Genomic DNA, 23,951 nt, shown 5'->3' on the forward strand with positions numbered 1-23,951 from the left:
CCGGTGGGCGAGCCGGTCGAGCTCAGAACTTGTAGGTGACGCCGGTCAGTCGCTCGGATTCGGTCCAGAGCTGCTGCCAGAGATCCTTGTTCTTGGACAGCCGGGTGGACGGCGAGGATTCCACCGGGCCCTGGGTCTGGAAGAACCGGCGCGGGCCCCAGTAGACCTCGGGGTCGGCGTCGGGCATGGTGGCGGCGAACAGCGTCGAGTGCGCGGCCTTCTTCGGCGGGTGGCCGATCAGCGCGACGAACGGTTTGATGATCCGGTCGATCGGCGTTTCGGTCCTGGCGAACAGTTCGGTGGCGGAAACCCCGGGGTGCACCCCGTAGGAGCGTTTGCCCGAACCGGATTCGGCGAGGCGGCGTTGCAGTTCCCGCGCGAACATCAGGTTCGACAGCTTGGCCTGCGCGTAGGCGAGGTTGCGCTGGTAGCGACGGTGCTCGTAATTGAGGTCGTCGACCCACAGCTTCGGCGTCTGCTTGTGCGCGATGCTCGCCAGCGTGACCACCCGGTCGCCGATCCGGTCCAGTAGCAGGCCGGTCAGCGCGAAGTGTCCGAGATGATTGACACCCCACTGGGTTTCGAAACCGTCCTTGGTGCGCGAGAACGGGACGTTCATCAGGCCGGCGTTGTTGATCAGCACGTCGAACTCGCCCTGCCGGCCGGCGAACTCGCGCACCGAGGACAGGTCGGACAGGTCGAGTTCGGCGACGCGCACGTCACCGGCGATGCCGTCGGCGACCTCCTTGGCCTTGGCCGCGTTGCGGCAGGCCATGACGACGGTCGCGCCTTTGCTCGCGAGGACTTCGGTGGTCACGGCGCCCAACCCGCCGTTCGCCCCGGTGATCACGAAGGTGCGCCCGGTCTGATCCGGGATTTCAGTAGGTTTCCACGCCATGAGCTAACCTTACTCTCGAGTAAGTTCCGAGGGAAGAGAATCGCCCGGATCGTACATCGAGTGTCTCAGACAGGAAGTGATCCCGGTCACTTTCCGGTCCAGGTTCAGTACCTGCTAACAGGCACTTCAGTGGCAGCTAACGGGGTTCAGCGACCGCTGCCGATCGGTTGCTGGAACGCGGCCGCCAGCACCGTGCCGACCGTCTCGCCCCACACCTGCCAGGTGGCTTGGTCGAGCATCATCGAACCGACATCGGTGGTGTGCACACCGGTCGCCACCGGCTTGCCCGCGAACCGGTCGGCCAGCCACAGCAGGGCGCGGGGCGCGGCGATCGGATCGAGCGTCAGGTGCTCGCTGAAGTGGTCGCGGACGTATTCGACGCGCGCATTCGGGTCCTGAGCGTAGTAGTCGACGAGGTCGTTGACCGGTCCCACCGGGATCAACCAGTCCGGGTTGGCCTGGTACATGAGCATCGGCATGTCCGGGACGGCCTTACCCATTTTGGTCTTGTCCAGCACCGCGGTCACCTTCGGATCGGTGAACGGATTCTTGGCGAGCATGCCGATGTTGTTCGCGAACGGGAAGAAGATCGACTGGTAGCTCGCGCAGAGCTGTTCCTTGGCCGCCATCATCAGCTTGCCGAGGCCGTTCATGTTCTCGTCCAGGAAATCGCGCAGCTCCGGGTATTCGCGGGAGACGCCGAGCGCGCCGGCGAAGATCAGCCCGGCGGACAGGTTGCCGTTGGCCATCTGCAGCGCGGCCGACAGGTCGGCGGGGATGCCGCCCTCGGCCACGCCGACGACGTTGAGTTCGGGTGCGTAGCTCTGCTTCAGTTCGGCGGCGTGACCGGTGGCGATGGCGCCGCCGGAGTAGCCCATCAAGCCGACCCGGGTCGCGGTGCCGGACAACTGCATCGGGTCGAAGTGCTCCGCCGCGCGGATGCCGTCGAGGGTGATGCGACCCGCCAAAGGCCCTGCGGCATAGGCGGAATCTGGCCCCTGGTGGTCCGGGACGACCACTGCCCAGCCCTGTGCCAGGGCCGCCTGCACCTCCAGGAACTGGGCGGCGACCAGCACCGATCCGGTGATCGTCGCCGGGATGGAACCCATCTGCAACTGGTAGGACGGCATGCAGTAGTTGCCGGTGGAGTCCTCCGCGATCTGGTACGAGAACAGCGGCCGGTCGGCCACGTAGCCGCGCGGCTTCAGCACGGTGGCCACCGCGGCGATGGGTTCGCCGCGGGTGTTGGTCGAGCGGTACGACAGCTGCCAGGCATCCACGTTGACCGGGATGAGCGACAGATTCGCCACGTGCACTTGCCGGGCCGCGATGAGCTGACCGGGCGCGAGATCGGCGAACTTGTCCGGGGCCGGGCGATAGAAGGCGGGATCGAAACCGGGCGGCATCGGCGGGATCGGGAACGGCAGGGCGGGCGCGACCGGGGGAGTGCCCGGTTCGGCGGCGACCTGCCCGGCGAGGGCGATCGGCAGCCCGGCCGCCAGCACGGCGAGGGCCGCGACCAACTTCATCGTGCGCGTGCGCGGAGTAACCACAGACCAACCTCTTTGTTGCTCGGAGCCATATGTGATCCCGATTGGTTTCAGAATGGTGTCGAGTATGCACAGTCATGACCCGGATCACAACCAGCGCGTGATGAGACCTTCCCCGCGCTGGTCACCGCTGGTCCGGTGCGCGCTCGGATACGGTGGCAGGGTGACCATCGTGGGTAGGCAGTACGGCGGACGCGCCGTCACGGAGCGCAAGGCGGAACGGCGTCAGCGCTTCCTCGATGCGGCGACGCGGATATTCGCCGAGCGCGGCTATGCGAACTGCTCGCTGGCCGACGTCTGCACCGCGGCGGCGCTGTCCAAGCGGCAGTTCTACGAGGAGTTCCAGACTCGGGAAGACGTGCTGGTCGCCGCCTACGACCGGATTCAGGACGAGGCCGCCGTGGCGCTGCTCCCGGCCCTGGCCGAACTCGATCCGGGCGCCGATCTGACCGCCGCGTTGAACGCGGTGGTCTCGGCCTACCTGGGTTCGATCGGCTCCGATCCGTACCGTGCCAAGGTCGCCTTCATCGAGGTGGTCGGCGTCAGCGACCGGATGGAGCGGCACCGCCGGGAACGGCGGCACGCATGGGCCGAGTTGCTCGAGGCCGCGGTCGTGCCGCGAGTGGCCCCGGGCGCTCGTATTCGCGGCGGGACCGCTTGGGGCGCAAGCGCGCTCATCGGCGCGATCAACGGTCTCGCGCACGAGTGGGTGCTCGCCGACCCGCGCCCCCCGGTCGGCGAACTGGTGGACGTGCTGGTGCCGATGGCGCTGGCCATGCTGGAAGTGCCGGGTCAGCGCACCGCGTAGTCCGCGAGTGACGGCGTGAGCGCGTCGAACGCGATGCCGATGTATTCGACGAGTGCCGCGGCTATTCGGTCGTTGGACTCCCCTGCGAGGGTGCGCCGCATGGTCTCGTCGAACAGCACCCGGTGTACCCCGCCCAGCTGGGCCGCCGCCACCCGGGGCGTGATATCCGTTGCGGCTGTACCGGTTTCGGCCGCCAAGGTGTCGGCGAGCGCCTGCTGCCGGTCGTCGTGGAATTCGCGGAGCCGAGCCAGCAGTGCCGGGCTGTCCGCGATCATGCCGGCGAACTCGGGGCCGGAGAAGCCCGCCACCGGGTCCTGCTCGGTCGCCGCCGTCAGATAGGCGGCGCGCAGGGCCGCCAGTGCGGATTGGCCCGGCTCGCGCTCGCGGACGACGCGGGCGAGTTGGTCGACGAACACGTCGCGCAGGTCGAGGGCGAGGTCCTCCTTGCGCGGGAAGTAGTTGGTGACCGTCATCTTGGCGACCTGTGCGGCGGCCGCGACGTCGGCGATCGTGACCTTGTCGAAGCCGTGCTCGAGGAACAGCCTGGTCGCCTGATCGGAGATGTTCTCCCTGGTCTGTAGCTTTTTCCGGTCGCGAAGGCCCATCTGCTCTGTGGTCATGCAGACACCATAACTGATACCGACCAAAATTTATGCTTGACATATTTTTAGGTCTGTTCTAACTTTGTGCTCGTCAACGAGAACGAAGGAGCGCCACCGCTTTGAACCACGGACTTGTCGTAGCGACCCCGGCCCGTACCAGCACCACCATCGACCGAAAGGGAACAGCCACCATGGCCGACAAGACCACCGCGCAGACCACCATCGACGCCGTCCTCCGTCGCTTCGCGCCGACCGAGGCGGCCCCGGGCAAGACGCGAAAGAGGCAGCACGCCAACGGGTTCCCCGGCGCGGCTCGCCTCGACCGGACGGGCGGACAGCCGCGGCACCGCAGCGCCTTCCGCGCGGCCCCGCAGCGTCCGCTGCGTATTCCCGGTCGCGGCTGACTGTCAGCAGTACCGCCGGCCCGACCCATCTCGCCACGTGAACGCCGGAATCGAGTCCTCCGCCGGGAAGTCTCGACTCGATTCCGGCGTTCGCATTGAGGCGGAACGCTCCGCCGACCAGGCACCGCTCCCTCGGAAGGACCCACCGTGACCACGTACTGCACCGCTCGCCCCGCTCCGTTCGGCGGCACCGTCTCCGAGGACCCGATCAAGGACTACCTGCGGCTCATCGGCCGCACCCCGCTGCTCACCGCGACGCAGGAGGTCGAGCTGGCCACCCGCATCGAGGCGGGCGTGCAAGCCGCACAGCGCCTGGCCGAAGAGGACGAACTCGACGTCGCGCAACGCCGCGCGTTGCAGCGCCGCGTGGCCGAGGGGCAGCGGGCCAAGGACCACATGGTCGAGGCGAATCTGCGCCTGGTCGTGTCCATCGCCAAGCGCTACCCGCTGCCCGCCGGCCTGTCCCTGCTCGACCTGGTGCAGGAGGGCACCCTCGGCATGATGCGCGCGGTGGAGAAGTTCGATCACCATCGCGGGCTCAAGTTCTCCACCTACGCGACCTGGTGGATCAAGCAGGGCATCGGCCGTGCGCTGGCCGACCAGGGCCGCACGATCCGGATTCCGGTGCACGTCGTCGAGGTACTCAACCGGGTGACGCGAGCCCAGCGCGCGCTGACCCAGCAGCTAGGGCGCGCCGCCACCGCGGCGGAACTCGCGGCCGAACTGGACCTGACCGAGGACAAGGTGCGCGAGGTGCTCGACCATGCGCGCGAGCCGATTTCGCTGCACACTCCGCTGGGCGACGACGCGGGCGAGTTCGGTGAACTGATCGCGGACACCGCGCCGGACCCGGCCGAGGTGGCGTTGGCCACATCGGTCCGCGGTCACCTCGACAAAGTGCTCGCCGGGCTGGCCGGGCGCGAAGCCGAGGTGCTCGCCCTGCGTTTCGGCCTGAACGGCGGCGATCCGAAGTCGCTCGACGAGATCGGCAAGGTCTACGGGGTATCCCGCGAGCGGGCCCGGCAGATCGAGGCGAAGGGCCTGGCCAAGCTGCGGCAGACGACCCGCGCGCGGGCGCTGGAGGGACTGCTCGGCTGAGCCCCGGCACGCCCGGCGGACTTGGTTCGCCGGGCGTCGCTGCCGTGTCGCTGGACGGACAGCAGCGGCGTCTCGCCCCATACTGAGGCAATGACCGGTGCAGTCGCTGTCGCCGAGAAAACCCCCGAGCCGATGAGCCGGGCGAAGATCAACCTCGTGTTCGCCACGATTGTGCTCGGCATGCTGCTGGCGGCACTGGATCAGACGATCGTCTCGACGGCGCTGCCGACGATCGTCGCCGACCTCGGCGAAGCCGGGCACATGGCCTGGGTGGTCACGGCCTATCTGCTCGCCGAGGCGGTGGCTACCGCGCTGGCGGGCAAACTCGGCGACCTGTTCGGACGCAAACTGATCTTCCAGCTCAGTGCGCTGATCTTCATCGCGGGCTCGATGATCGCGGGCCTGGCCAACGGGATGACGATGCTGATCGTGGCCCGCGGTATCCAGGGTTTCGGCGGCGGCGGGCTGATGGTCACCGCGATGGCGCTGATCGCCGACACCATCCCGCTGCGCCAGCGTGGCAAGTATCAGGGCGCGCTGGGCGCGGTGTTCGGCGTCACCACGGTGATCGGCCCGACCCTCGGCGGGTTGTTCACCGATCACGCGAGCTGGCGCTGGTGCTTCTACGTCAACGTGCCGGTCGCGATCATCATGATCGCGATGTCGGCGCGCACCATCCCGCGGGTGCGCGCCGCCGTCAAGCCGATCATCGACTACGCGGGCATCGGCCTTGTCGCCGTGGCGGTTTCCACGCTGATCCTCGGCTTGGAGTGGGGCGGGCAGGAGTACCCGTGGGGCTCGCCGACCATCCTCGGCTTGTTCGTCGCCTCGGCGGTGCTGTTCGCGGCGTTCGTGGCCGTCGAGCTGCGGGCGAAGGAACCGATGCTGCCCATGGGATTGTTCCGCAGCCGGGTCTTCACCGTGTGCTCGATCCTGAGTTTCATCTGCGGCTTCGCCATGCTCGGGTCGATCACCTATCTGCCCGCGTATCTGCAATACGTGGACGGGGTTTCGGCCACCATGTCCGGCGTGCGCTCGTTGCCGCTGGTGGCCGGCCTGCTGGTGACCTCGATCCTGTCCGGCCAGGTGGTCGGCAAGACCGGGCACTATCGGTACTTCCCGATCGTCGGCACGCTGGTGATGGCGCTCGGGCTGTATCTGATGTCGACCATGGGCCGCGACACCGGCATCTGGGAAGAGTCGCTGTACATGATGGTGCTCGGCCTGGGCATCGGCCTGACCATGCAGGTGCTCACCATCGTCGTGCAGAACACCGTCCCGTACGCCCAGCTCGGCACCGCCACCTCCGGTGTCACCTTCTTCCGCACTCTCGGAAGTACCTTCGGCACAGCCATTTTCGGCACCCTGTACAGCAACGAGATCGGCCCGAACCTGCGCGCGGCGCTGCTCGAGGCCAAGGTGGTCCCACCTGAGGTGGCCGCGAATCCGCAGTCGCTGCAAGCGGTTCCGAAAGACGTGGCGGCGCCGATCATCGATGCCTACGCCGACACCATCGATCACGTCTTCGTGTGGGTGGTGCCGGTCGCGCTGGTCGGTTTCGTCGTCGCCTGGTTCCTCAAAGAGGTGCCGCTGCGCGACAGTGCCCGGGTGAGTGCGGGCGATGTGGGCGAAGGCTTTTCGGTGCCGGATTCGGCCGACCGCGTGGTGCAGCTGGAACGCGCGATCGCGGGCACCCTGCGCAAGGACGAGGACCGGCCGATCGGGCCGCGGATTCTCGCGGACGCGGGCAGCACGCTGAGTCGCGGTGAGGCATGGGCGCTCGGCCAGGTCTATCTGCGTGATCGCGCCGGGGGCACGGCCTCGCTGGACGTGATCGCACGGGCGCACAAACTCCCCGACGACGTGCTCGAGCCGATCTATCGCAAGGTGGCCGAGCGCGGCTATCTCGTGGACGACGGTCGTGAACTGCGACTGACCGAGAACGGACAGGCCGAGCTGAACCGGCTCAAAGCGGCTTGGCGCCGCTGGCTCGACACCCGGCTGGTCGACTGGAACAACGACGACCCCGCCGATCGCGTGCTGTTCGATCAGGCGTTGGACAACCTCGCGGGCAAACTGCTCGAGCAGGAGGCGGCCGAGCACGAGCACACGCGCGCCTGAACCACCGTCGAAAGTGGCGGGGGACATCCCCTTGCCGGGCTAATGCTCGTACACGTATATTCGTAGACGAGTAAGGAGGTGCGATGGCCACGAAGCGCAAGGTGAACAACCTGCTCGCGCTCGCGGTGCTCTCGGTGATGATGGAGCGGCCGATGCACCGCTACGAGATCGCGCAGACCCTGCGGGAACACGGCAAAGACCAGGACATGGCGATCAAGTGGGGCTCGCTCTACACGGTCGTGCAGAGCCTGGAGAAGGCCGGCTTCCTGGAGATCGTCGGCAGCGAGCGCGACGGCGCTCGACCGGAACGGGTGATCTACCGCATCACCGAGCCGGGCCGCACCGAACTCACCGACTGGACCAGGGAATTGGTCGCCGAGCCGGAGCCCGAGCAGCACCGGTTCGTCGCGGGTCTGTCCGTGCTCTCGGTGCTGCCCCCTGACGAGGTGGTCGAGTTGCTCGGCAAACGCATCGAAGCGCTCGATCGCGCCATCGATGTCGTGCGCGGCGAACTCGACAAGCTCGCAACGAGCGAGTTGCCCCGGTTGTTCACCATCGAGACGGAATACGGCGTCGCGATGCTGGAAGCCGAAGTCGCATGGGCGCGTTCGTTCCGCGACGAAATCCGGGACGGCACCTTCGACGGCGTGGACTGGTGGCGGCAGATCCACGCGGGCGGCTTTTCCGCCGCCGACGCCATCGCCGCAGTGAAGGAGAAGCTGGACTGGCAGATCTGATTCCGAGACCGAGCTCGGCGGGGTGCGGCAACACCGCCGCCGAGCCCGATTGAACAGTCTCGAACCGCGCTCGCATGCGCGCACCCGGCTACAAGGCTGGCAACCACAGGATAACCGGGTGCGTGGTGCACGGGTCGGTTCGGGGATTCGAAAATCCGCGACACAATCCTGGAGACATCCATGTCCGAAACACGAACCGCACTGGTCATCGGCGGCGGCATCGCCGGACCGGTCACCGCGACCGCGCTGCGCAAAGCCGGCATCGACGCCCGCGTCTACGAGGCCTATCCCGGCCCGTCCTACAACATCGGCAGCGGCCTCGCACTCGCGCCGAACGGCATTGCCGCACTGGACATCATCGGGGTAGGCGATGCCGTCCGCGCCATCGCCTACCCCGTCACCGGGCAGAGCCTCTCGGTCGGCGGCAAGCTCTACACCGTGCCCGGGATTCCCGGCATGGCGCTGCACGTGGTGGACCGCAGCGAGTTGCACCGCGTCCTGCACGATCACGCGGTCGAAGCGGGCGTTCCTTTCGAATACAACAAGCGTCTGGTCGACGTCGTCGAGGACGAGTCCGGTATCACCGCCCGCTTCACCGACGGCAGCACCGCCACCGCCGATGTGCTGATCGGTGCGGATGGCATCCGCTCCACGGTTCGCGGCCTGATCGATCCGAACGCGCCTGGGCCCGACTACACCGGCATGCTCGGGTTCGGCGCGGTCACCGAATGCAGCGCCGACATCGCGCCCGACACAATGACCTTCGCGTTCGGCAAGCGGGCCTACTACCTGTACGGGAAGACACCGGACGGTCGCGTGATGTGGGGCGTCAATCTGCCGAGCAAGCAGTACATGTCGCTCACCGAGGCGCGTGCGCTGCCGGCGGCGCACTGGCTCGGCATCCTGCGCGACGTCTACGGTGACGACACGCCCGGCGGTGAACTCGCGCGCAACACCACCGAGGAACAGTTGGAGATCACCGGGGCGCTGCACATCATGCCGCCGGTGCCGCACTGGTCGCGCGGCCGCATGGTGCTGGTCGGCGATTCGGTGCACGCGCCGTCCAACAGCTCGGGGCAGGGCGCGTCGCTGGCCATCGAGAGCGCCGTCCAGTTGGCTCGTTGCCTGCGCGACTTGCCCACGCCCAAAGCCGCTTTCGTCGCCTACGAGGAATTGCGCCGGGAGCGTGTCGAGCGGATCACGGCCGCCGCGGCGAAGATCAACCACAGCAAGACACCGGGGCCGGTGGGGCGCAAGATCATGAACCTGCTCATGCCGATCATGGTCAGGACCGTGATGAACCCGGAGAAGACCCAGGGGCTGAACTTCCGGTACCGGATCGACTGGGACGCGCCGGTGCAGCGGGAACTCGCCGCCGCGGCCTGATCGGTTCGAACCGCGCGGGCTGGTGGTCCGTACCCTGGGAAGCCACCGAAACGACCCTGGGGGACCTGTGCAACCTGACCATCAGCCCGCATTACACCTGGCCGGCCTGTGCAAACGCTTCGGCGGCCCCTGGGTGGTCGACAACGTGAGCCTCGTGGTGCCGCCCGGTTCATTCTTCGGCCTGGTCGGCCCCAACGGGGCGGGCAAGACGACGACGCTGTCGATGGCCTGCGGGCTGTTGCGGCCCGACGGCGGGCGGGCCGAGATCTTCGGGGCCGACGTCTGGGGCGACCCGGTGCGCGCGAAAACCCTGGCCGGTGTGCTGCCGGACGGGCTCGCGCTGCCCGAACGGCTCACCGGGCGCGAATTGCTCACCTACACCGGCCTTCTGCGCGGCATGCCGGAGCGCATCGTCGCCGAGCGCACCGACGAACTGCTCTCGGTGTTCGAATTGACCGGCGCCGAAGGCACTCTCGTCGTCGACTACTCCGCGGGTATGCGCAAGAAGATCGGGCTGGCCACCGCGCTGCTGCACGGGCCGAAGCTGCTGGTGCTCGACGAGCCGTTCGAAGCGGTGGATCCGGTGTCGGCGAGCACGATTCGCACGATCCTGCAACGCTTCGTCGGGGCAGGCGGCTCGGTGGTGCTGTCGAGTCACGTGATGGCGCTGGTGGAGAACATGTGCGACCGCGTCGCGGTGATCACCGGGGGAAGGGTGGTCGCCGCGGGCACGCTGGACGAGGTGCGCGGACAGCATACGTTGGAAGAGACCTTTGTCCGGCTGGTCGGCGGCCGGGTCGGGGGAGCGGACGGGCTGTCGTGGCTGGCGTCCTGATCCGGTTGCGGCTGCTGCTCACCAAGCGTTCGCTGACCAACGGCTGGCAGGGCGTCACCTTCGTCATCGGTATCGTGCTCGGACTCTGCTTCGCGGTCATCACCGCGGCTCTGATCGGGTTCGCGGTCCGTGGTGGCGAGATCGACCGCGGGATCACCATCGCGGCAACACTTTTCGGAGTATGGACGCTCGGCTGGCTGTGCGGGCCGGTGTTGTTCGGCAGCAGCGACGAGACGGTGCAACCGGAGCATCTGCGCCTGCTGCCGCTCAGGCATCGGCAGCTGGCCACCGGCCTGCTCGCCGCCGCGTTCGCCGGGCCCGCGCCGGTGCTGAACCTGGTCGCGTTCAGCGGCCTCGTGCTGCTCGCGGCCCGAACCGGGGTCGCGGCAACGGTGGTCGCGGTGTTCGGGGTGGTGCTGCACCTCGTGTTCGTCGTGCTGCTGTCCCGGGTGGTGCTCGCCTGGGTCGGGGCCGCGATGCGGTCCCGGCGCGGCAAAGACCTCGGCGTGCTCGTCGCGGGACTGCTCGGGCTGGCCTACTACCCGATGAGCTGGCTGCTGTCCCATGTCGGCGCGTTACGCGACGTGCCGCCCGCGGTGGCCGACACGGTGCGCCTGCTGCCGTCCGGCTGGGCCGCGACGGCGGTCGAGGGTGCGGCCCAAGGGAATTGGGTGCGCGCGACGCTGCCGTTGCTCGGCCTCGTACTGGTCTCGCTCGGCCTGTGGCAGGCGTGGTCGGTGCTGCTCGCGCGGCGGCTCGCCGCGCCGATGAACTCGGTCGGCGGGTCGGCGGGCGGTGGGCTGCTCGGCCGGGTCCGTCAGGGCGGACCCGTCGGCGCGGTGCTCGTGAAGGAACTGCGCGCCTGGTCCCGCGACAGCCGACGGCGCGCCACCCTGCTGCCGGTGCTGGTGGTCGGCGTGCTGATGCCGGTGTTTCCCGCGCTGCAGGGCAGCGGTGCCGGCGGCGTACCGTTCGTCGGCGTCACCTCCGCCGCGTTCGCCGCGCTGGCCGGCGCCAACCTCTACGGCTACGACGGCACCGCGCTGTGGCAAACCCTGATCACGCCCGGTGCGGCGCGGGCCGACGTGCGCGGGAGGTTGCTCGCGCTGCTCATCGTGATCGGCGTGCCGACGCTGCTGCTCGCCCTCGTCCTGCCCGGTGCCCTCGGACGCTGGGGCGTCTATCCGTGGGTGCTGTCGCTGTACGCGGCCGCGCTCGGTGTCGGCGTCTGCTCGGCCCTCGTCCTGTCCGTGCTCGCGCCGTACCCGCTGCCGCCCCGGACAGGTAACCCGTTCTCCGGTTCCGGCAATCCTGGTTGCGCCAAGATGCTCGTCCAAGTGGCCATGATCTTCGGCCAGTTCGTCGCCCTGCTGCCGGTCCTGGCCGTCCTGGTCATCGGCTATCTCACCGAAGTGAAACCGGTGGAATGGCTCGCGGTCCCCGTCGGCATCGCGACCGGCCTCGCCGCGATCTTCTTCGGTGCCCGCATCGCCGAACACCGCCTGACCACCCGCGGTCCGGAACTGCTCACCACGCTCCGTCCCCGCTGACGGACCCTCGCGCAGGCCGGAACGCGGCGGTGCGCATCGGCTCGGCAATAGACTGGCCGGGTGAGCGATAGGGATCCCGATGGCAACTTGGATCTGAATCAGCTCCGCACCTTCCTCGCGGTGCATCGGGCGGGTTCGATCACCGCGGGCGCGCGGCTGGTGGGGTTGTCGCAGCCGACCGTGACGGCGCAGTTGCAGGCGCTGGAGAAGCGCCTGGGGCAGCGGCTGTTCGAGCGTCTGCCGCGGGGCGTCGCGCCGACCGCGGCGGCCGCCGAACTGGCCGCGCGCATCGCCGAGCCGATGGACGCGCTGACGGCTGCCGCCGGGCCCGCCGATCCCGCGGCGTCCGCGCCACAGCCACCGGTCCGGCTGGCCGGGCCCGCGGAAATGCTTGCGGTGCAGGCTCTTCCCGCGTTGGCGCCGCTGATCCAGCGCGGTGTCCGGCTGGCCGTGACCGCCGGACTCTCCGAGGAGTTGCTGACTGGTTTACGGGCCGGGCACTACGACCTGGTGGTCTCGACGGTCCGCCCGCGAGGGCGCACCGTCCTCGCCGAGCCGTTGATCGATGAGGAGTTCGTCTTGGTCGCCGCCCCGGCACTGGCCGCGCGCATCGATCTCGATCGGCTGCGCGCGGACGGTCCGGCCGCGCTGTCCGGGGTGCCGTTGGTCAGCTATGCCGCCGATCTGCCGATCCTGCGCCGGTATTGGCGGCACGTCTTCGGCCTCCGTCTGACGGCCGCGCCGGCGGTCGTCGTCGCGGACCTGCGGGCCGTCGCCGCCGCGGTCGCGGCGGGTGCGGGCATCAGTGTGCTGCCCCGTTATCTCTGTGCGCCACAACTGCGTTCAGGAGCCCTGGTCGCGCTCTTGGAGCCGTCGGACCCGCCGATCAACACCGGTTTCCTCGTCCGGCGGCCCGGCACCACCCTGCCCCACGTCGACCTGGTGCACACCCAGCTCCGCCGCGCCGCCCGCACGTGGTGACGGCTCAGCGCGGTCCGTACTCCTGGGCTGCGCGCTTGCGCAGGATCTGCGCCGTCTGCTCGTCGGCGGGGAGGAAGGCCTCCAGGTGTAGTTCGGCCAGGGTGATGTCGGTGGCCGTGGCGAACGAGGTCAGCGTGGTGATGAGCCGTAGTTCGCCGTCGGGGCTGCGCAGCCGCAGCGGGACCGCGAAGCCGAGGTGGTCGGGGCCCGGTTCGGCCTGCGGGAGATAACCTTCCAGCTCTTGGACGAGTTCTTCGAGAGCCGGGTCGGGGCTGCGGGCGAGGCGGCCGTTCAGCGCTTCGGTCACGTGTTTGCCCCACTCGGGCAGGTTCACCACGCGCCGCGCGAGCCCGTCGGGATGCAGCGCGAGCCGGAGCACGTTGACCGGCGGTTCCAGCAGTGTGGCCGCCGCGCCCTCGGTGAGCACGGCGAACGCGTCGTTGGCGGCGAGCAGGATGCCGTGTGGGCGCACCACCAGCGCCGGATAGGGTCGATGGCCGTCCAGGATCGTTGTCAGGGCCTCTCGGACCGGACCCAATTCCGGTGTGTCCAGCGCGGATTCGGGAAAGGCGGGCGCGTATCCGGCGGCGAGGAGCAGCGCGTTGCGTTCCCGCAGCGACAATTCCAGCGATTCGGCCAGCCGCACCACCATGGTGCGGCCCGGTCGCGACCGTCCCTGTTCCAGGAAGCTCAAGTGCCGCTGCGTGGTGTCCGCCCGGATCGCCAGGTCCAGCTGGCTGACCCGGCGCAGGGTCCGCCAATGCTTCAGCTGCCGGGCGAATCCCGGCGTCTCGATCGCCGTTGTCATGCGCTCAGTCTGTTCTGCGCCCCGCGGGTCCGCGATTCCGCGGAGGGTATGACACGAGCACCTGCGTGAGGATTCGGCTATTCCCTGCCGGGAATCGCGCGGTATCGCCGCGATGGCAAAACTCTGTGCCATGAGCAAGCAGATGAACGAAAAAGAACTGGCCACCTTCGCCGAGCAGTTCGCCGCGCTGTGGAACGAGTCCGACCCCGAAGCCCGGGAGCAGCGCATCCGGGACTTCTTCGCGCCCACCGGAGTCCAGGTGCTGGTCGATCCGCCGGTGGAGATGCGTGCGCAGGTGGAGCGGCTGCAGTTCGCGCTGCCCGCGCTGGAAGTTCGTGGCTACGCGGCGCTGTCGCGCCGGGTGACGCGGGCCTACGAGCTGTTCATCGCGTCCGGTGACTACGAGTTCGCGGTGCCGGCCCCGGCAATCCCGTTGCCCGCCGGGCTGATCGGCCTCAGCTGGGTGATGGTGGCGAAGGCGGACGGCGCGATCGCGGGCGGCGGCTTCGATGTGATCGGTCTGGACGCCGATGGCCGGATCCTGACCGACCACCAGTTCATCGAGGGCGTGCGCTGAGCGGCTCCACCGGCTGCGGCGTCGTCATGGGCTGATCAGGGGCAGGTGCCGAGTTCACGTGTCATGGCGTCCTTCTCGGCCTGGGTCACCCAGAGCTGGTACGCCGCTTTGACCTGGATCTGCCTGGTCAGGTAGGCGCAGCGGTAGCCCTTGCTCGGCGGCAGCCAGCTGGCCGCGTCGGAGTCGCTCTTGGACTGGTTGGTCGGGCCGTCGACGGCCTGCAGGTTCAGCGGGTCGTTGGCCAGGTCGCGGCGGCGCTCGGCGGAAAGCTGTTGCGCGCCTTTCTGCCAGGCGTCCGACAGGGCGATGATGTGGTCGATCTGCACATCGTCGGAGGTCTTCGGCCCGCGCACGAATTCGATCGTCTTACCGGTGTAGAGATCGTTGAGGGTGCCGGTGGCCACGACGCAGCGCTTGGTGTCCTTGAAGGTGACGTCGATGAGGTCACGCTGCAGGATGTCGTCGCGGGTGCCGCAGCCGTTGTGCCCGCCGGGTACTGACACGTCATCAGACCAGGCGGGACCGAATTGTTCACGGGTGTAACCGGTTTTGGGGGCCCGTCCGGCGACGCGGACGGTATCGAGCAGGGCGAGCGCGTCGCGGCTCGGCATGCTCGCCGGCGCATCGGCACAGACCTGGGCGGATCCGGTGTCGCACTGCGCGTTCGCCTTCGGCGGTTCCACCCGGTTCACGTAGTAGTAGGAGACTCCGATGAATGTCACGATCGCCAGAACGATGAGAGCGAGTCGCTGTGCTGTGAACTTCATCGAGCTTCCTAACGCCAATCACCTGAACTATAACGGCCGCCAACGTATCCGGCGGTCGAGGTGGTGTAAGTGATTGCCCCATATGACTTTCCGCACAGCAAGGCGGCTGAACAGAATAAAGCCACCCCCGAGTCGCCGTGCCGGCGCCGACTCGGGGGTGGCGGATCACGAGTCACTGCGACCGCGATGCGCGGCGATGCGGAAGGATGTCCAGTCCCGATTCCGCACACACCGACACCACGGGGCTGATGAGGGAGGTCCCGAGGTGTCGAACCGCGCTGGGCGAGCTAGCTCGTGAAGTTCAGGGGGTGTTCTACGTATTAGGACAGTAGATAACGCGGGTTGATCTTGGCAAGTCGCGCGCGCTGATTCGGGACTATTCTCAGGATCATTTCAGCCTGACTGTCATATCTACTGGATGTATACGGATGTGCCGCTGCTCGGTGGGCGGTGCCGGCTTCGGCGCGAACGCGGTTCGGGAGTGATCGATCTGCGTGACGAGCGTCACTCGAATGGTGGTCACAGTGGGCGGTGTTCGGGTGTCCAACCCGGTGAAGGCAATTCAGCCGGACCCCGAAAGGACAGCTCATGGCCACCGTCGACGTTCTCGATTCGTTCATCTCCTACCGCGACGCGGGCACCGGTTCGGTGCCGGTCGTCTTCCTGCACGGCAATCCCACCTCGTCGTACCTGTGGCGGAACGTGATTCCGCACGTCGGCGACCAAACACGGACGCTGGCACCCGATCTCATCGGCATGGGCGCCTCCGGTAAGCCGGACATCGGCTACCGGTTCGTCGAGCACGCGCGCTACCTCGAGGCCTGGTTCGATGCGCTGGAACTGGACCAGGTCGTGCTCGTCGGCCACGACTGGGGCGGTGCGCTCGGCTTGGACTGGGCCGCACGGCATCCCGGCCGGGTGCGCGGCGTCGCCGTGCTCGAGACCTTCCTGCGGCCGCTGCGCTGGTCCGAACTGCCGCCGCGGGGTGCGGAGATCTTCCGCGCCTACCGCGGGCCGGAGGGGGAGCGGATGGTGTTGGCGGAGAACATGTTCATCGAGTTCAATCTGCCGAATCAGGCGCCGAGCCTGACCCCCGAGGACCATGACGTGTACCGCGCGCCGTACCCGACGCCCGAGTCGCGCAGGCCCCTGCTGGCCTGGCCGCGGGAGCTGCCGCTGGACGGCGAGCCCGCCGACGTGGTGGCGATCATCGAGAACTACGGCCGCTGGGCCGCCACGTCGCCCGAGGTGCCCAAGCTCATCATGGGTCTGGCGAACGGATCGGGCCTCGGCTCGCCCGAGGCGGTCGACTGGGCGGCGACCACCTTCGCGAACGCGGAGACCGCGGTGATCCCCCCGGCCGGGCATCACGCGCCGGAGGATCGCCCGGACGAGATCGGCGCCGCGATCGCCGCCTGGCTCCGCCGCCACACGCTGGTCGGCGCGGCCGAGATCGCCTGAGTCGCCGGGCATGTGGGTCTGCTCGATCCCACAGCCTGACGGGCAATGCTTGCGCAACCGCGCCGGTCATCGAAGGATGACCGGGTGGGTGTGCAAGAGCAAGCGCAAGACGGTACGCGGGCCGCGGAGCAGGAACTGGTCGAACGGGCCGTGGCCGGGGATCGGGACGCGATCACCGAAGTAGTGCGGTTGCTGCAGGATCCGCTGTATCGGCTCGCGCTGCGGATGGTGGGGCGGCCCGCCGAGGCGGAGGACGCGACGCAGGAGATCCTGCTGCGCGTCCTCGGCAACCTCGCGACCTGGCGGGCCGAGGCGGGGCTGCGCACCTGGGCCTACCGGGTCGGGGTGAACTATCTGCTGAACCTGCGGCGCCGGACGCCGCAGGAGGCGGCGCAGCTGAGCCTGGACACTTTTCGGGAGGGACTGGCCGACGGGCTGGCCGAGCAGGACTACCGCGGCCCGGAGGCCACGCTGCTGGTCACCGAGCTGCGACTCAACTGCTCGCAGGCCATGCTGCAATGCCTGGCCAGGGACGAGCGGGTCGCCTTCGTCCTCGGCGACGTCTTCGAACTCGGCTCCGCCGAAGCCGCCTGGGTGCTCGACATCACCCCGGCCGCCTATCGAAAGCGCTTGGCGCGCGCGAAGAAACGCCTCGGCGCGTTTCTGTCCGCCAGCTGCGGCTGGGCCGACCCGGCGGCGTTCTGCCGGTGCACGCGCCGGGTGGAACAGGCGGTGGCCCTGGGCCGGATCGACCCGAGCCGCCCGAACTTCGCCAGGCATCCGACCACGCCCGGCGGCCGCACCGCAGACCAGGCCGAACAGCAGATGATCCAGTTGCACGACGCCGCGGCCGTGCTCCGCGCCCACCCGGATTACGCTGCGCCGCAGGCGAAGATGGACGCGATCAGCGAGTTGCTCCGGTCCGGGCGGTATCCGCTGCTGCAGTGAGTGCCGCCGGACGCAGCAGCGATCCGTCCAGTACGCCGCGGGCGGTGCGCGTCGCGACCACCGCCCACGCGGCGACCAGCACCAGATACAGCAGCACCGCGACGACCGCGAAAAGGTCCGCGCCGGTGTGGCTGTAGAGCACGGTGCTGCCGGTGACGCAGGTGCCGAGCGGGAAGGTGAAGCCCCACCAGGTCAGGTTGAAGGTCAATGCGCCTGCGCGACAGGTCTTTACCGTCACGGCGAGCGCCAGGGTCAGCCAGAGCATCGCGAAACCCCAGACGGCGAGGCCGAAGATGACGGAGAACGCCAGCAGACCTTTGGCGTAGAGGTCGGGCAGCGCGGTCGGGGCGGCGTTGGCGAGCAACCCGGCGGCGGTGACGGATTGGCCCAGCGGCCCGAGCACGATCCACAGGGTGGGCACCATGCCCGCGGCGGGGATGCCGTGATGTACCAGCCGGGACCAGATCATGGTGATGGTGACCAGGGCGGCGATCAGGCTCAGCCCGAACAGGGTGACGCAGACCAGGATCATGGTCAGCCGTGGCTGGCCCGCGGGAGTGTGCGGGACGAGCAAGGCGCCCATCGCCGCCGACACCATCGGCGGTACCACCGGCATCAGCCAGCCGCCGAACGCGGCATCTGCCTCGACCCGGTGCCGGGTGAACATTCGATAGGGAACGGCCACGGCGGAGAGCAGCCCGAGCACGGTGCCCGCGGTCCACAGCACCCAGTCGATCGCCAGTGCGGCGGGCAGTCCGATCACGTCGCTGCCGAGCAGCAGGGTGCCGCCGCCGACGGTCAGCAGCGCCATCGGCGGCGCGCCGAAGAACTGCGACATCACCGGATGATCGCGGTGGTCGCGGGCGTTGTCGGGAAACCGCACCCGGTGGGCCAGCCATGCCACGCTGAGTAGCACGAGGAGCGCGGCGGACAGCGCCCACACGACCGTCGCGGCACCCCGCAGGCCGGGAAAGCGCAGCGGCACAGTGGCCGCGGCGTTGGCGACGATCCCGGTCCCCATCACGGCGGCGAACCAGTTGGGGCCGAGTTGCCGCAGTGCGGACGGCTTGCGGACGGACCGGCGTTGGTCGAGCTGGTCGACCTCGTGCCGCGCCGCAGCGGGACGGACGGTCAGGGTGGCGGTCATGCCTCCAGGCTGGTCGCTGGTTGTCGTATCAGGTAGCTGTCGTGTTCCTATGCATGCATAGACTCGTTCTATGCCCCTGTCCCCGCGTGTGCCCGACCTGGCCGCCCTCGACCTGCTGCTTTCGGTGATCGAGCTGGGCAGCCTCGGCCGCGCCGCGCAGCAGCACGGCATCAGCCAGCCGTCCGCGTCCTCGCGCATCCGGTATCTGGAGCAACTGGTCGGGGTGCCCGTGCTGGAGCGCAGTACCCTCGGTTCCCGCCCCACCCCGGCCGGTTCGCTCATCGCCGAATGGGCCAGGGCCGTGGTGCGCGCGGCCGAGCAGCTCGACGCCGGGATCGGCACGCTCCGCGCGGAACGCGCGTCACACCTGCGCGTGGCGGCGAGCCAGACCATCGCCGAATATCTGTTCCCCGGCTGGCTCATGCAACTGCGGGCCTGCGCGCCCGACACCGCCATCGCGCTCGAATCCGGTAACTCGGTCGAGGTCGCGCAGCAGGTGCTCGACAGCAAGGCGGCCATCGGATTCGTCGAGAGCCCACAGAGTTTCCGCGGTCTGGAGTCGCACGCGGTCGCGACCGACCGGCTCGTCGTGGTGGTCGCGCCCGCGCATCGCTGGGCGCGGCGCGGCGCGGTCGGCCTCGCCGAACTCGCCGAAACCCCGCTGATCCAACGGGAAGCGGGCTCGGGCACCCGAAACTGGTTCGAGCACGCGGTAACTCGGCGGTTACCGGGATGGACACCGGGCGTCGCCTTGGAACTGTCGTCGACGACGGCCATCAAGACGGCCGTCGCCTCGGGGGCGGGCCCGGCGGTGCTCAGCTCGCTGGCTGTCGCCGCCGAACTCGGCGCGGGCACCCTGGCCTCACCCACCGTCACCGACCTCGACCTGACCCGCACGCTGCGCGCGGTCTGGCCCACCGGCCATCGGCTCACCGGACCCGCACGCGAGCTCTACACGATCGCCCGCCGCAGCAGCTGAGCGCCGATGCGCGGTAGCTCAGGCCGAATCGGCGGGTTGGGCGGTCGGCGGCACACCGGTGTCGAGAAAACGGATCAGCCGATCGATCCGGGCGGTGTGATCGACGCAGCGCTCGAGCTGGTTGGCGAGCAGTGCGAGGGTGATCGCCGACGTGGTCGGCTGCGCCGACACCGGATCGGCCAGGGCCGTATGCAGTCGCTGATGCAGTGCTTCCATCGCTTGACTGCCCGATTCCGGTTCGGTGCCCGATTCCTGACGACCGGTCGCGACGGCCGCGCCGGTCGCCGCGGTGCGAGCGGCCGCGAGCCTGCCCATCGCGGCGAGAATGTCCAGCACCGCTTGCGGCGCAACATGTCCCGGATGGCTCTGATACACCTGATCGGCGACCTTGCTCACCAGGGTGCCGATGCCGGACAGTTCGGTCGCGATCTGAATGGCGGTGACCACGTGGCGCAGGTCGCGGGCGACCGGCGCCTGCAAGGCGAGCAGGACGACGGTTCTCGCCTCGCACGCGCCGTACATCCCCTGTAGCTGTTCGTCGAGTGCGAACACCTCGTAGGTCGCGGTGAGGTCCGCCCCGACGAGCGCGTCGGTCATCCGCTCGGTAGCGTCGTGAGTGAGTCGGCACATGAGCGTCAGATCATTGGTCAAAGCGACGAGCTCGCGAGTGAACTGGGTTCGCACGCGCAAATTCTCGCCCATATCTGCGCGTCTGGGCACATGAATCCCCTGTCGGCCACGAATTGACCGCCTATATGATGCCGACTCGGTACCCGCGCGTCGCGAATACGACCGAGTATTCGACCGCAGCTGGCAGGATTGAGCTGTGCAGCGCGATGTGTCGGCTCATCTGGAGGTGGCGGTCACCGCGCCGACGACCCTGGAATTCCAGATCGCCGCGGCCCGGCACCCGAATCTGGAGTTGAACGAATCGCTGGTGTTCGAGCTCGACGGCCGGTCGGTCACGCCGTGGGAGATTTTCGGGCCGCACGGCACCCGGATCCACAAATTCGCGGTCGGCCCGGGCACCCTGCGCGTCCGTTACTCCGCGACCGTGCTCGGCACCGCGCTGCCGGACAGTCCGTCCGATTACGATCTCGCGCTGTATCTGCGCCCCAGCCGATTCGCCGAATCGGACAAGCTGCTCGGCTTCGCCAACACCGAATTCGGTTCGGCCACACCGAGCGCGCAACTGGCCGCCGAGGTGTCGGCGTGGGTCGGCCGGCGGATCCGCTATGTCGCCGGCAGCAGCGACCCCATCGACGGTGCGGTGGAGACGCTGCTGTCCGGTGCGGGCGTGTGCCGTGATTTCGCGCATCTGGTCGTCGCGCTGTTGCGCGCGGTCAAGGTGCCGGCCCGGGTGGTGTCGGTTTACGCGCCGGGCTGTATGCCGATGGATTTCCACGCGGTCGCCGAGGCCTATGTCGACGGGGCCTGGCGCGCCTTCGACGCCACCGGCCTGGCTCCGCGGTCCACGCTGGTGCGCATCGCCACCGGCCGCGACGCTTCCGACGTGGCCTTTCTCGACAATCACGGCGGCGAGATCGGGGTGAACAGCCTTCAGATCAACGCGACTGTCGACGGTTTCCTCCCGTTCGACGACAACGTCACCCCGACCTCGGTCTGGTGACCTCGCTCAGCTGATGTTCTTCAGGAACGACACGGCGTTCGCGCTGCCGGCCACCACGATGTCCAGCTTGCCGTCGCCGTCGTAGTCGGCGACCGCGGGTGTCTGCGGCTGTGCCGTGACGTCGAATTCGCCGGTCTTGCTGATGGATCCGCCGGTGCCGGCGAAGATCACCATCTTCGAGTTGAGCACCGCCGACATCGCGGCGTCGAGCTTGCCGTCCTTGTCGAAGTCGGCGACCGCGATGCTGGTCGGGCCGAGTCCCGACAGCGCGACCCGGTCGGTCTTCTTGAATCCGCCCTGACCGTTCGACAGCAGCAGCGTGGTGCTGAAGGAGAACGAGTCGGCGGAGATGACATCGTCGATTCCGTCACCGTCGAAGTCACCGGCTCGGACGTCCTCGGTGATCAGCCCGGAGGTGCTCGCGTCGCGGCGGGCGAAGCTGCCGTCGCCGTTGCCGGTGAAGATCTGCACCTGCTGCAACACGGTGTTGTTGATCGCGAGGTCTATCTTGTTGTCCGAGTTGAACTTTCCGACGGTGAAGGCCGACGGAGTGCCCAGTACCGAGCTGGTCGATCCGCCGTCGAGGGTGCCGTCGCCCTTGCCGATCCAGGTCTTCACACCGGTGGGCACCAGGCTGAGCACGTCGGCCTTGCCGTCGCCGTTGGCGTCGGCGACGATCACTTCCTGTTGTGCGCCTTCGAGTGTCGTGTACTTCTTCGCGGCGGCGAAGGTGCCGTTACCGTTGTTCAGGAAGGTCGCGATGGTCGTCCAGGCCTGCGCGACGACGTCGGGTTTGCCGTCCCCGTTCAGGTCGCCCGCCGCCACCGCGCCGAATCCGATGCCGACATCACCCACCCTGGTGCCGCTGTTGAATTTGCCGTCCCCCTTGCCGGTCATCAGGATCGGCCCCGCCCCTTGGAAATCGGCCGCGACGATATCGGCTTTGCCGTCGCCGTTGAAGTCGGCCGTGACCGTACCGATCGGCGACGGGCCCGGTCCCCATGACGGAAACTGGCCGCCGGAAGGGGAATCCACCTTCGGTGCGAAGTTGATCGCTCCCGCGGCCTGAGCGGAAGCGGGAAAGGCTAGACAGAGTGCGGCTGCGGCCGCGGCGATGACGACGCCGCGCGGACGGAGGGATGCAGTAGGCATGAGATGTCCTGGTGTACTGAGAGTAATGCGGGGGACCAGGACTCTATGGCGCGTATCACATTCGGAATGCCGTATTTTCGGCAATTCGTGGGATTGCCGGATCTGCGGGTGATCCTTTCCGGCACTGTGCCCAAAACGCTTTTCGCACAGTGCACGACCCGCGGTCGGTGGATCGGACACGATGCCCAATCGCCGTACTGCGTTCGCACACTTGCCGGTGCTACCGTCGCCGCATGCGCGCCGACCTGGACCAGCTCAGCCCTGGTCCTTGGCGCACTTCGACCAGAACTTGAACGGGCCCTGGATGTTCCAGGAGCTCTGCGCCCGGGCGACGGCTTTGTCCTGGGCTTCGCCGATGGTGACGCCCCAGTCCGAACCCCAGCCGTCGTTCTGGCCGAACGCGAACGCGACGCAGCCGTCCTTCGACCAGACCGGCTCCTGGCAAGTCGGGCCGCAGGCGAGCTGCGCCTTCGCGGACGCGGCTTCCTGGCTGAGTGTGCTTGTGGCCCAGTGCACCTCGCTGGACGCCTCGTTGTAGGTCGCGGCGATCCACGTGGTCGTGACCTTGGGTGTGGTGGTCGGCGGTGTGGTGGACGCCGGCGGCACCTTGGCGCTGGGCCGGGTGCTCGGCGTCCCGGACGAGTCGATGGAACCCGCGGCGGACTGGCTGGTGGTGGCGCTCGCGCTCCGCTCGTAGCGGTCCTGCTTCTCGTTGTTCTTCCACACCTTCAGCCCGATGATGCCGGCGATCACGAGCACGGTGAACAGCACCGAACCGATTGCGGCGAGGATCTTTCCGCCGCCGCCGCCGCCACCGCCCGACCCGGAACCGCCGGGCCCGTACTGCGGGGGGTATTGGCCGGGCGGGGGACCGGGCGGGAACCCGCCCTGCTGCGGCGCGAACTGTTGCGGCGCTTGCTGATACTGCGGTTGTTGATACTGCGGAGGCTGCTGCTGGTACTGCGGCACCGACGGATACTGCTGTCCCTGCTGCCCATAGGGCTGACCGTACTGCGGCTGGCCCATCGGGTTGAGCAGGGTGGGATCCGCGGGCGGCGCCTGCTGGTAGGCGGGATCGGCCTGGCTGACGGGGTTGAGCAGGGTCGGATCCGACGGCGGCACCGGGTGGTAGCCGGGATCGGGCCGGCTCATCGGGTTGAGCAGCGTGGGATCGGCGGGTGGTACCTGCTGGTATCCCGGACCGGAGTGATGCGCCGGATTCAGCATCGTCGGATCCGAACGCTGCTGGTCGGGAGCCTGCTGTCCGCCCTCGGCCGGTTTCGGCTGAGCGTTCGGGTCGTAAGGCTGCCCGGGGTACTGGCCGGGTGGGTATGACATGAGCTCCCGCTGCTGGTCGTCTCGATACAGGCGGAGCCAGGGTATCGGCTCGCCGTCAGGGAATCTGCCCCCGCCAATGGGGGCACGAATTATCAGGCCGAGCTGAAAGTACCCGCTGCCGACCCGGGATGCGTAGACCTGGGATGAATGCTCGGGCGGCGCGGAAGAAATCGG

The 23,951-nt window shown here is 68.5% G+C and carries 23 protein-coding genes; 14 read left to right on the plus strand and 9 right to left on the minus strand.

The genetic code is table 11. The annotated features are described in order from the left end of the window. Positions 1-22: 22 nt before the first annotated feature. Positions 23-898, minus strand: a complete 876-nt coding sequence (locus O3I_RS06610; protein ID WP_014982121.1) for an oxidoreductase — start codon at positions 896-898, stop codon at positions 23-25. Between the two features lie 146 nt (positions 899-1,044). After that, positions 1,045-2,427 carry a lipase family protein gene (locus tag O3I_RS06615; RefSeq protein ID WP_014982122.1) on the minus strand — a complete coding sequence of 461 codons (1,383 nt, stop codon included), beginning with the start codon at positions 2,425-2,427 and terminating at the stop codon, positions 1,045-1,047. 184 nt (positions 2,428-2,611) lie between these two features. Between O3I_RS06615 and O3I_RS06620 the strand changes: the two genes are divergently transcribed. Then, positions 2,612-3,256 (plus strand): TetR/AcrR family transcriptional regulator, encoded by a 645-nt coding sequence (locus O3I_RS06620; RefSeq protein ID WP_014982123.1) that lies wholly within the window; start codon positions 2,612-2,614, stop codon positions 3,254-3,256. Here O3I_RS06620 and O3I_RS06625 read toward each other — a convergent pair. Beyond that, positions 3,241-3,876 (minus strand): TetR/AcrR family transcriptional regulator, encoded by a 636-nt coding sequence (locus O3I_RS06625; RefSeq protein WP_014982124.1) that lies wholly within the window; start codon positions 3,874-3,876, stop codon positions 3,241-3,243. The two genes, O3I_RS06620 and O3I_RS06625, sit on opposite strands and share 16 nt — an antisense overlap. A 173-nt stretch (positions 3,877-4,049) precedes the next feature. On the opposite strand from O3I_RS06625, the gene O3I_RS06630 reads away from it, so the two are divergent. The 8 genes from O3I_RS06630 to O3I_RS06665 all read left to right on the plus strand — a co-directional run bounded on the left by O3I_RS06630 (position 4,050) and on the right by O3I_RS06665 (position 12,970). Further along, the gene (locus O3I_RS06630) at positions 4,050-4,262 is read left to right on the plus strand and encodes a hypothetical protein (RefSeq protein ID WP_014982125.1); all 213 of its coding nucleotides are present in this window, start codon (positions 4,050-4,052) and stop codon (positions 4,260-4,262) included. Between the two features lie 147 nt (positions 4,263-4,409). Further along, positions 4,410-5,360, plus strand: coding sequence for a sigma-70 family RNA polymerase sigma factor (locus tag O3I_RS06635; RefSeq protein WP_014982126.1), 951 nt, complete (start codon positions 4,410-4,412; stop codon positions 5,358-5,360). Positions 5,361-5,450: 90 nt separating this feature from the next. Then, entirely contained in the window at positions 5,451-7,481 is a 2,031-nt protein-coding gene (locus O3I_RS06640) for an MDR family MFS transporter (protein WP_237748260.1), read from the plus strand. Between the two features lie 83 nt (positions 7,482-7,564). After that, positions 7,565-8,218 (plus strand): PadR family transcriptional regulator, encoded by a 654-nt coding sequence (locus O3I_RS06645; protein ID WP_014982128.1) that lies wholly within the window; start codon positions 7,565-7,567, stop codon positions 8,216-8,218. Between the two features lie 180 nt (positions 8,219-8,398). Then, on the plus strand, positions 8,399-9,604 hold the full coding sequence (locus O3I_RS06650; RefSeq protein WP_014982129.1) for an FAD-dependent monooxygenase: 1,206 nt from the start codon (positions 8,399-8,401) through the stop codon (positions 9,602-9,604). A gap of 67 nt (positions 9,605-9,671) precedes the next feature. Continuing rightward, positions 9,672-10,439, plus strand: a complete 768-nt coding sequence (locus O3I_RS06655; RefSeq protein WP_014982130.1) for an ABC transporter ATP-binding protein — start codon at positions 9,672-9,674, stop codon at positions 10,437-10,439. Next, positions 10,424-11,989 (plus strand): hypothetical protein, encoded by a 1,566-nt coding sequence (locus O3I_RS06660; protein WP_014982131.1) that lies wholly within the window; start codon positions 10,424-10,426, stop codon positions 11,987-11,989. The genes O3I_RS06655 and O3I_RS06660 overlap by 16 nt, the downstream gene beginning before the upstream one ends. Before the next feature lie 60 nt (positions 11,990-12,049). Further along, the gene (locus O3I_RS06665; RefSeq protein WP_014982132.1) at positions 12,050-12,970 is read left to right on the plus strand and encodes a LysR family transcriptional regulator; all 921 of its coding nucleotides are present in this window, start codon (positions 12,050-12,052) and stop codon (positions 12,968-12,970) included. 4 nt (positions 12,971-12,974) lie between these two features. Here the strand turns inward: O3I_RS06665 and O3I_RS06670 are convergent, their stop codons facing one another. After that, complete coding sequence (locus O3I_RS06670; protein WP_014982133.1) at positions 12,975-13,778, minus strand: helix-turn-helix domain-containing protein; 804 nt, start codon at positions 13,776-13,778, stop codon at positions 12,975-12,977. Positions 13,779-13,908: 130 nt separating this feature from the next. On the opposite strand from O3I_RS06670, the gene O3I_RS06675 reads away from it, so the two are divergent. Continuing rightward, a complete protein-coding gene (locus tag O3I_RS06675) occupies positions 13,909-14,355 on the plus strand; it encodes a hypothetical protein (protein ID WP_014982134.1) in 447 nt (148 codons plus the stop codon). A gap of 35 nt (positions 14,356-14,390) precedes the next feature. On the opposite strand, the gene O3I_RS06680 is transcribed toward O3I_RS06675, so the two are convergent. Further along, positions 14,391-15,122 (minus strand): HNH endonuclease family protein, encoded by a 732-nt coding sequence (locus O3I_RS06680; protein WP_014982135.1) that lies wholly within the window; start codon positions 15,120-15,122, stop codon positions 14,391-14,393. Between the two features lie 588 nt (positions 15,123-15,710). Here O3I_RS06680 and O3I_RS06685 point away from each other — a divergent pair. Then, positions 15,711-16,583: a haloalkane dehalogenase gene (locus O3I_RS06685; protein WP_014982136.1), complete on the plus strand. Its 873-nt coding sequence runs from the start codon at positions 15,711-15,713 to the stop codon at positions 16,581-16,583. A gap of 84 nt (positions 16,584-16,667) precedes the next feature. After that, positions 16,668-17,531: an RNA polymerase sigma factor gene (locus O3I_RS06690; protein WP_014982137.1), complete on the plus strand. Its 864-nt coding sequence runs from the start codon at positions 16,668-16,670 to the stop codon at positions 17,529-17,531. Here O3I_RS06690 and O3I_RS06695 read toward each other — a convergent pair. Next, positions 17,488-18,678 carry a TDT family transporter gene (locus O3I_RS06695; protein ID WP_014982138.1) on the minus strand — a complete coding sequence of 397 codons (1,191 nt, stop codon included), beginning with the start codon at positions 18,676-18,678 and terminating at the stop codon, positions 17,488-17,490. The genes O3I_RS06690 and O3I_RS06695 overlap by 44 nt on opposite strands. A gap of 70 nt (positions 18,679-18,748) precedes the next feature. Between O3I_RS06695 and O3I_RS06700 the strand changes: the two genes are divergently transcribed. Next, complete coding sequence (locus O3I_RS06700; RefSeq protein WP_014982139.1) at positions 18,749-19,657, plus strand: LysR family transcriptional regulator; 909 nt, start codon at positions 18,749-18,751, stop codon at positions 19,655-19,657. An 18-nt stretch (positions 19,658-19,675) separates the two neighbouring features. On the opposite strand, the gene O3I_RS06705 is transcribed toward O3I_RS06700, so the two are convergent. Beyond that, positions 19,676-20,341: a phosphate signaling complex PhoU family protein gene (locus O3I_RS06705; protein WP_237748261.1), complete on the minus strand. Its 666-nt coding sequence runs from the start codon at positions 20,339-20,341 to the stop codon at positions 19,676-19,678. Positions 20,342-20,483: 142 nt separating this feature from the next. Between O3I_RS06705 and O3I_RS06710 the strand changes: the two genes are divergently transcribed. Further along, positions 20,484-21,287: a transglutaminase-like domain-containing protein gene (locus O3I_RS06710; RefSeq protein ID WP_014982141.1), complete on the plus strand. Its 804-nt coding sequence runs from the start codon at positions 20,484-20,486 to the stop codon at positions 21,285-21,287. 6 nt (positions 21,288-21,293) lie between these two features. Here the strand turns inward: O3I_RS06710 and O3I_RS06715 are convergent, their stop codons facing one another. Together O3I_RS06715 and O3I_RS06720 are read right to left on the minus strand one after the other, a co-directional pair. Beyond that, positions 21,294-22,439 (minus strand): FG-GAP repeat domain-containing protein, encoded by a 1,146-nt coding sequence (locus tag O3I_RS06715; RefSeq protein ID WP_081593906.1) that lies wholly within the window; start codon positions 22,437-22,439, stop codon positions 21,294-21,296. Positions 22,440-22,694: 255 nt separating this feature from the next. Continuing rightward, positions 22,695-23,777, minus strand: coding sequence for a DUF4189 domain-containing protein (locus tag O3I_RS06720; RefSeq protein WP_041562451.1), 1,083 nt, complete (start codon positions 23,775-23,777; stop codon positions 22,695-22,697). Between the last annotated feature and the right edge of the window lie 174 nt (positions 23,778-23,951).

The sequence above is a fragment of the Nocardia brasiliensis ATCC 700358 genome (assembly GCF_000250675.2).
Classification (GTDB): Bacteria; Actinomycetota; Actinomycetes; order Mycobacteriales; family Mycobacteriaceae; genus Nocardia; species Nocardia brasiliensis_B.

Bases quoted from the DNA above. Each gene is read 5' to 3' on its own strand.
- O3I_RS06685 (WP_014982136.1), top strand. From the start codon at position 15,711: ATGGCCACCGTCGACGTTCTCGATTCGTTCATCTCCTACCGCGACGCG.
- O3I_RS06680 (WP_014982135.1), bottom strand. From the start codon at position 15,122: ATGAAGTTCACAGCACAGCGACTCGCTCTCATCGTTCTGGCGATCGTG.
- O3I_RS06625 (WP_014982124.1), bottom strand. From the start codon at position 3,876: ATGACCACAGAGCAGATGGGCCTTCGCGACCGGAAAAAGCTACAGACC.
- O3I_RS06695 (WP_014982138.1), bottom strand. From the start codon at position 18,678: ATGACCGCCACCCTGACCGTCCGTCCCGCTGCGGCGCGGCACGAGGTC.
- O3I_RS06645 (WP_014982128.1), top strand. From the start codon at position 7,565: ATGGCCACGAAGCGCAAGGTGAACAACCTGCTCGCGCTCGCGGTGCTC.
- O3I_RS06715 (WP_081593906.1), bottom strand. From the start codon at position 22,439: ATGCCTACTGCATCCCTCCGTCCGCGCGGCGTCGTCATCGCCGCGGCC.
- O3I_RS06650 (WP_014982129.1), top strand. From the start codon at position 8,399: ATGTCCGAAACACGAACCGCACTGGTCATCGGCGGCGGCATCGCCGGA.
- O3I_RS06610 (WP_014982121.1), bottom strand. From the start codon at position 898: ATGGCGTGGAAACCTACTGAAATCCCGGATCAGACCGGGCGCACCTTC.
- O3I_RS06700 (WP_014982139.1), top strand. From the start codon at position 18,749: ATGCCCCTGTCCCCGCGTGTGCCCGACCTGGCCGCCCTCGACCTGCTG.
- O3I_RS06630 (WP_014982125.1), top strand. From the start codon at position 4,050: ATGGCCGACAAGACCACCGCGCAGACCACCATCGACGCCGTCCTCCGT.
- O3I_RS06670 (WP_014982133.1), bottom strand. From the start codon at position 13,778: ATGACAACGGCGATCGAGACGCCGGGATTCGCCCGGCAGCTGAAGCAT.
- O3I_RS06640 (WP_237748260.1), top strand. From the start codon at position 5,451: ATGACCGGTGCAGTCGCTGTCGCCGAGAAAACCCCCGAGCCGATGAGC.
- O3I_RS06720 (WP_041562451.1), bottom strand. From the start codon at position 23,777: ATGTCATACCCACCCGGCCAGTACCCCGGGCAGCCTTACGACCCGAAC.
- O3I_RS06675 (WP_014982134.1), top strand. From the start codon at position 13,909: ATGAGCAAGCAGATGAACGAAAAAGAACTGGCCACCTTCGCCGAGCAG.
- O3I_RS06615 (WP_014982122.1), bottom strand. From the start codon at position 2,427: ATGAAGTTGGTCGCGGCCCTCGCCGTGCTGGCGGCCGGGCTGCCGATC.